Consider the following 5,885-nt stretch of genomic DNA (forward strand, 5'->3'; position numbering starts at 1 on the left):
GGCGGGCCGCTTCTACCGTCGGTACCGCCGGCGGCACCCGCCGGCCGCGAGCGCGGACCCGTCATGTCCCGGCCGTGTGCCCGGCCCGGGCATCTCAGGAAGAAAGGTATGGGAAGCGTGTGACCATCCTGTCCCGTATCGAGCTCTACCACGTGTCGGTCCCCCTCCCGGTGCCGTTCCGGCCTGCCTGGATCCCCGGCTATCCCCAGACCCACAACCGGTTCGACCTCATCCGCCTGGTCACGGACGACGGTGTCGAAGGGTGGTCGGCCGGGCCCGCGATGGGACGCGAACGCGCGGGTCTGGGCGACCTCGTCGGCCCCTACCTGCTGGGCCTCGATCCGACCGACATCGCCGTGGTGCAGCAGCGGCTGCGCGAGATGGCGTACCTCGGCCTGCGCAACGCCTGGCTGGAGCCGGCCTTCTGGGACGTGAAGGCCAGACTCGAAGGCCTCCCGCTGCACCGCCTGCTCGGTGCCGAGAGCGGCGACATCGGTCTGTACGCCTCCACCGGGGAGCTGCGCGCGCCCGCGCAGCGGGTCGAAGAGATCCGCCGCAGGGCGGATGAAGGTTTCACCGCCGTCAAACTGCGCGTGCATGCGCCCACCCTGGCCGAGGACATCGCCCAAGTCGAAGCGGTCGTCGACGAATTCGGCGACCGGCTGCGCATCGGAGTGGACGCCAACCAGGGCTGGCGGGTGACCGCGATCGCCGACGCCCCGCTGTGGGACCTGGATCGTGCCCGGCGGTTCGCCGACGCCTGCGCCGACCTCGGGGTCGCCTGGCTGGAGGAGCCGCTGCCGATGGACGACTACGACGCCCTGTCCGAACTCACCGCGGGGGCGCGCCTTCCGATCGCCGGGGGTGAGCTGCACACGGGCGGCTGGCCGGAACTCCGTATGATGATCCACCGTCGGTGCTACGACGTGTTCCAGCCCGACGCGATGTTCACCGGCGGAATCGCCCAGACCCTCAAGGTCGCCGAGGAGTGCCGCAACCACGGCGTCGCCTACACCCCTCACACCTGGACCAACGGCTTCGGCTTCGCCGTCAACCTCCAGCTGATGGCCGCCGTCGGCGACAGAGAAGGTCTGCTGGAGTACCCCCTCGACCCGCCGGCCTGGACGCCCCGGCTCCGCGACGCCCTGCTGACGGAACCGTTCACCCACCACCGGGGCAAGCTCACCCTGCCCGATCTCCCCGGACTGGGCTTCACCGTCGACCGGGCGGCGCTGCGCCGGTGGGGGCGGCGCACCTGCACCGTCACGGCGGGACGGCTGGCGCTGCGCACGCTGCGCGACAAGGGCCTGCGCGCCACCGCCGAACTCGCCCGCAACCGTCGCGGTTCCGCCCGCGAAGCACGGACGTGACCGTTCTCCGGCGACACGACCGTGGGTACGGGTTCCCGCAGACGGCCCCGTACGCTCCGTACTTCCCGCGTCCAGGGGAACCTCTCTGCCGTCCGGTCACCTGATCTCCCTGGCTTCGGCCGGTCTGCGACGCCGGCCGAAGCCAGGGTTCGCCGACGGCCGGAGCCGAACCTGCCGTGCGGCCCGATCGGGCCGCCGATCGCGTCACGACGGGGTGTCTGCGGGGTGGTCATCGCTCCGGGCGGCCGATCACCGGATTCTCGGCGCCTAGGCTCGGGCAATGGAAGTCTGGCTGCTCAACCACCTGCCGACCTTCGCGCTCACCGCTGCGGTGGTCGGAGGGATCATCATCTTCGCGATGCTCGGTGATCTGCTCTGCCGCCACTGGTTCCCGAGCACCACCGAAGGAACCCACAACGACATGGTCGGCGTGGTGCTCTCCCTGTTCGGCGCGATATACGGAGTGATCCTCGCCTTCGTGATCGTCAACCTCTGGACCCAGCTGCAGTCGGCCGAGACCATCGTCGCCACCGAGGCGACCGCCACCGCACAGATCGTCCGCGACGCGAACGCGTTCCCGCCCGAGGTGCGGGACAAGGTCGACGCCGCCGTGGGCGACTACGTGCACGCCGTGGTCGAGCGTCAGTGGCCGCTGATGCGCGAGGGGCGCAGCGACTACGGGCGGACCGCGCCAGAGGTGGAGGCCCTCTACCAGGCACTCCAGTCGTACACACCGACCGATGTCCCCCAGCAGACCTTCCAGCAGCACGCCATCACCAGCCTCGACCAGGTGGTGGCGCAGCGCAGGGCCCGCATCACCCAGAGCGGCCAACAGCTCCCGACCCTGCTCCAAGTCCTGGTCTTCGGCGGTGCGTTGGTGATCCTTCCGCTGACGTTCCTGTACGGCCGCGAGGACCGGCGGATCGAGATCATCTTCGTCGGCGCGGTCTCCTCCCTCATCGGCTTCAGCCTGCTGCTGGTGCTGGTCCTCGACCGCCCGTTCTCCGGCGACCTCAGCGTCAGCCCGCAACCGTTCATGGACGGCGTGCTGGCCCAGTTCTGGCTGAAGCCGTAGGCCGGAACCTGCCAGGACCATCGGGTCCCGTCGTGGGCGGAACGGTCGTCACCGGGTGGGGAAGCGGCAGGCACAGGCGTCGTTCCGCTGCCCGATCGGGCGGTCAAGTAGGGCCGCACCCACACCCGAAGAGCCATCGGGCGTCACGGCACGGCGTGCGAACTTGGGCGTTCACCTTCACCGCCGCGACGACGCAGGAGACCTCTCGATGAAACCACTCGTACCCTCCTACGGGGTGACTGCCCGGCAGGTGCTGGGCAACCCACGCGTGTGGATCCTTCCCACCGTCCTGGTCGGCGTGGTGTCCTTCCTGCTGTCGATGCTCTACATGGGCGGGATCCTGAACCCGCGTACCGACCTCGACCGGCTCCCGGTGGCACTGGTGAACCTAGACCGGGGCGGCGCGGTCAACGGCCACCAGGAGAACCTCGGGGCGCAGATCACCGCGGGGATCGCCGCCACCGCCGCCACCGACCACCGCACCGACTGGCAGGTGCTGTCCGCGGAGGAGGCCCGCGACCGGATGGCCTCCGACAAGGTCTACGGCACCATCGAGGTCCCGGAGAACTTCACCACGGCAATCGCCGGGCTGGCCACCACGGGCCAGCAGTCTCCTCCCCGCCCCGTGATGCGGGTCCTGACGAACCCCGGCGCCGGAAGCCTGGCATCCTCCTTCGCCAGCACCGCCGCTCAGCAGGCCAGCCACCAGGCCTCGCAGCAGCTCGGCCAGAAACTGACCGAGGCCGTGCACGCCGCAGGTGTTCCGACCAGCAGCGCGGCGGCGCTGATGCTGGCGGACCCGGTGACGGTGACCGTCGACGTCGGGCACCCGATCGGATCCCACAGCGGACTGGGGCTCAGCGCGTTCTACTACGCCCTGCTGCTGGTGATGTCCGGCTTCCTCGGCGCCAACATCATCGGCAACGGTGTCGACGCCGCTCTCGGGTATGCGGACAACGAGGTGGGGCCGTGGCACACCCGGCGCCGCGCGGTACCCATCACCCGGACCCGCACTTTCGTGGTGAAGAGCACGATGAGCCTCGCCCTGGCCGCCCTCACCTCGGGCCTGATCATGGTGGCCACGATCGGTCTGCTCGGCATGGACGCCGACCACCTGCCGCTGCTGTTCCTCTTCTCGTTCTGCGCCAGCGCCGCCGTCGGACTCGGAGTGCAGGCGATCAACGCCGCCTTCGGCGGGCTCGGTCAGTTGATCAGCATGTTCGTCTTCATCGTGCTGGCACTGCCCTCTTCCGGCGCCACCATCCCGCTGCAGGCCCTGCCGACCTTCTACCGCTTCCTCGCCCACTTCGAGCCGATGCGGCAGCTCAGCGACGGCGTCCGGGCGATCCTGTACTTCGACGCCAGGGCCGACGCGGGCCTGACCCGGGCCTGGACCATGATCGGCATAGGTACGGTGCTGGCCCTGATCCTCGGTTTCGGCATGACCGCCTACTACGACCGCAAGGGCCTGCGCCGCCTGGTGCCGGAGTGGCAGCAGCCCGGTGCCGACGCCGCCGGTGAGAGCAGCCGGGAGGGGAAGAGCGAAAGGAACGAAGAGGGCGGAGAAGCCGCCGTCTCCGGGTGAGCGATGACCGCACCCCCATGACTGTCGAGGGCCCCGGCCCGGCGCGATCCGCCGGACCGGGGCCTCCGTCTTCACGCACCCGGGCCCGGTAGCGGCTTGGCCTTCGCGATCACGCGATCGGCATAGCCGTTGGCGAGGCGGGGGGCGAGGCGGGCGAGAAAAGCAACCGTCCGGTTGGCGGCTCCCGGCACGATCACCCGCCGGCCGGCTTCGATGCCCCGGATGGTCTCCAGGGCCACCGAGTGGGCATCGGCCGGCCTGACGGTACCGGCGAGGGCCGCCAGCTCGTGGGGCTTGTACAGGTTCTCCATCGCCAGCTGCGGTGTGTCGACGTCGGCCGGATAGACACCGCTGACCTGTATGCCGTGGGGGCGCAGTTCCATCCGGAGGGCTTCGCACAGACCGCGCACCGCGAACTTGCTCGGCGCGTAGGCGGTGTAGCCGAACAGCCCGTACAGGCCGGCGGCGGAGGAGATACAGGTGATCGTCCCGGTCCTCCGGGCGATCATGGGTGGCAGCACGGCCCGGATCGCGTTCAGCGTCCCGAAGTAGTTGACCTCCATGTTCTCCCGGAAGAAGCCCTCCGTCAGCTCCATGAAGTACCCGGGGCGTACGGTGCCCGCCGAGGTGATCAGATGCTCCACGTCGCCGTGGGCCTCGGTGAGCGCGGCGACGGCCGCCGCGAGCTCCGGCCCGTCGGCGACGTCCGCCGAACGGACCGCGATCGGCGACAGGCCCGGCCCTTTCGACTCCTCCGCGAGCCGCTCGAGTCTGACGCGGTCCCGCGCGACGACCGACACTCTGGCACCGCGCCGCCGCAGCTCCCTGGCGAGCGCCAGGCCGATGCCGCTGGAGCCTCCGGTGATCAGTACGTGCCGGCCGTGCCAGATGGACTTCGACCAGGGAGTGGGCCGCATCGTTCACACCGTCCGCAGGGGGCTGGGAGCCGAATGGATTCAGTCCCGGCGATTCTGCCGAGCGCCGGGCGATCGCGGAAGACGGCAGCCCTGTCCCATTCGCAGGGCTCAAAGCACATGACCACCGCTTCATCCACTCCTACCTGCGGCCACACCAGATCACCGCCCGCATCACCCGCCGGAACATCGAGTTCTCCACTCGCGTCGGCATAGACTGCTGGGTGATCGAGCGGGCGGTGTCCTGGTTGGGCGGCTTCCGCCAGTACCATCGCCACTAAGAACGCATGGCCGCACACTTCAGAGCCCTCAGCTAATAGCTCCAGTGAGCCTCACAGCCCACGAAACGGCTGAGCTAAGCTGCGCACTGAGGGCCCAGTCGCGCCACGATATACATCGCACCGCGTGGTCGAAAGCCAAAACCGACCGGTCTGGGTGCCCTCTTTCAGCCGGTACGGCGAGACGGTGACCACTCCGCGGCGGCTTGACAAGCTGCGTCTGATGCCTGGAACAGCCTGCACCTGGAGGCGGTGGACTGGGCTTGATTCGCTTTGACGGACACCCCTGATCAGGGGCTTCGGCCCTGGTAAGGATGATGTCCATCATGGAGAGCACGGGGAAGAAGAAGCCACGCCCTCGGCGCTCGTTCACGCCGGAGTTCAAGGCCGAGATCGTCGAGCTGTGCCGGCGAGGTGACCGCTCGGTCGGCCAGGTGGCCAAAGACTTCGACCTGACCGAGACCGCGGTGCGCGACTGGGTGAAACAGGCCGAGGTCGACGCGGGCGAGCGCGACGGCCTGACCAGCGACGAGCGCGAGGAGCTGGCCCGCCTGCGGCGGGAGAACCGCCGGCTGCGCGAGGACGTGGACATCCTCAAGCGGGCCACGGCTTTCTTCGCGACCGAGACCCGGTGACGGTGCACCCGTTCATCGAGGCGGAGAA

General features: G+C 69.4%; 4 protein-coding genes and 1 pseudogene. 4 read left to right on the forward strand and 1 reads right to left on the reverse strand.

What is annotated here, in order from left to right; all coding sequences use genetic code 11:
* Window positions 1-119: 119 nt before the first annotated feature.
* From AA75_RS08365 to AA75_RS08375, 3 genes are all read left to right on the forward strand, one after another.
* On the forward strand, window positions 120-1,370 hold the full coding sequence (locus AA75_RS08365; protein WP_033819189.1) for a mandelate racemase/muconate lactonizing enzyme family protein: 1,251 nt from the start codon (window positions 120-122) through the stop codon (window positions 1,368-1,370).
* 280 nt (window positions 1,371-1,650) lie between these two features.
* Window positions 1,651-2,445, forward strand: coding sequence for a DUF4239 domain-containing protein (locus AA75_RS08370; RefSeq protein ID WP_033819190.1), 795 nt, complete (start codon window positions 1,651-1,653; stop codon window positions 2,443-2,445).
* Between the two features lie 208 nt (window positions 2,446-2,653).
* Window positions 2,654-4,030, forward strand: a complete 1,377-nt coding sequence (locus tag AA75_RS08375; RefSeq protein WP_063794307.1) for a DUF3533 domain-containing protein — start codon at window positions 2,654-2,656, stop codon at window positions 4,028-4,030.
* 71 nt (window positions 4,031-4,101) lie between these two features.
* On the opposite strand, the gene AA75_RS08380 is transcribed toward AA75_RS08375, so the two are convergent.
* On the reverse strand, window positions 4,102-4,947 hold the full coding sequence (locus AA75_RS08380; protein ID WP_033819191.1) for an SDR family oxidoreductase: 846 nt from the start codon (window positions 4,945-4,947) through the stop codon (window positions 4,102-4,104).
* 601 nt (window positions 4,948-5,548) lie between these two features.
* On the opposite strand from AA75_RS08380, the pseudogene AA75_RS08385 reads away from it, so the two are divergent.
* Window positions 5,549-5,836: pseudogene (locus AA75_RS08385) on the forward strand (transposase); the annotation flags it as partial.
* Window positions 5,837-5,885: the final 49 nt, after the last annotated feature.

Source organism: Kitasatospora sp. MBT63 (assembly GCF_000710465.2).
Taxonomy (GTDB): domain Bacteria; phylum Actinomycetota; class Actinomycetes; order Streptomycetales; family Streptomycetaceae; genus Kitasatospora.